2 protein-coding genes are annotated in these 1,126 nt (G+C 50.5%); both read right to left on the bottom strand.

Going from position 1 to position 1,126, the window contains the following annotated elements; genetic code table 11:
• A partial coding sequence (locus R8N49_RS25050; RefSeq protein WP_318190201.1) for a conjugal transfer protein TraC occupies positions 1–675 on the bottom strand: 675 nt, incomplete at its 3' end.
• Positions 675–1,126 (bottom strand): DsbC family protein (locus R8N49_RS25045; RefSeq protein WP_225478674.1); only part of this gene is annotated, 452 nt, incomplete at its 5' end. The genes R8N49_RS25050 and R8N49_RS25045, both read right to left, overlap by 1 nt.

Genomic DNA, 1,126 nt, shown 5'->3' with positions numbered 1-1,126 from the left:
CATCAGACCTTGGCTATCCACTTTGATAGCCCGGTCATAATCCAACACTTGCTCTCGAAGTGGCTTATCTGCCTCACTGCGGATTGGTGATGGATTACGCCAGGAAGCATCTTTTCCCCAGTTAAGCTGCGCACTTAATGCCGCGAGCCAGTTTCGGTCAGTCATCTCAGCAACGCGAAAACCAACCGTTGCCAGCGCTTGAGAGAAAGAAGCCCGAAGCGCGGATGCTCTACTCAACTCACGCTCCGTCGGTATAGGATTTTCCAAAGGCAATTTGCAGGTGACGATCAGTTGAAAGTTGCGTACCTGAGTCTGGGTCGATTCTTCTATCGGTTGAACCGTGCCCCCATCGAGGAAATCCGCACGTTTGCGAATAGACGCCCTGAGCAATGGATCGGATTGACGATGCCGTAAGCCCATCATTCGCTGAATGTCGGTTTGAATATCAGGCGAGGCGTACAGGCCAAATTGCAGCAAAGTGTCTTTTGGCCAGTCGTTGTTGAGTAGAACATTAACCCTGTCTGCAACAGACTCATCACCACCGGGCAATGGGTCACATAGAAAACCAAAGCCAACACTCTGGTCTTCCATGAAAAACAGTTGCTCATCGTCGGAATAGGCCAATACTGGCAACAGCTCAGAAGCGCGTTGCCCTGAATACAAAGAGGCTTTCATTAACGCCCCTCCAACCAAGCAGAAAGATCATAAGGACGGCCTCGGCTGATGCGACCATCATTGGCGACAATGAAAGGCACACCTTGAATGCCCAGGATTTGAGCCGTCACCAAAGTACGCTGCATTGGTTCTAAGTTGCAGGCATCATCCTGTTCTAGGTTACCAATCCGGCCATTCAGCAATGCATCGGTGGCCGCTTTTTTGTCACGCGCACAGCCAAGCTGGCGAACCTGACGCTCTGAATCAGGACCAAGCACTGGCACAGGGAGTATTTGGAAGGTGTATTCTTTGGTTAACGGTAAAGCTTGTTTCAAAAGCTCATGGCAATGCGGACACCGGGGATCAACAAAGACCACCACTTTCTTTTTGCCTTCGCCCAGCGTCAGTGGGTTCAAATCATCCATTTTTAAGCCAAGACGACTTAAGTCCAGCGTGTTTCCCGCTTCACGAA

This window comes from Vibrio sp. 1978 (genome assembly GCF_033344345.1).
The sequence above is the reverse complement of the archived record's forward strand: the minus strand, read 5'-3'. Positions and strand labels throughout refer to the sequence as shown.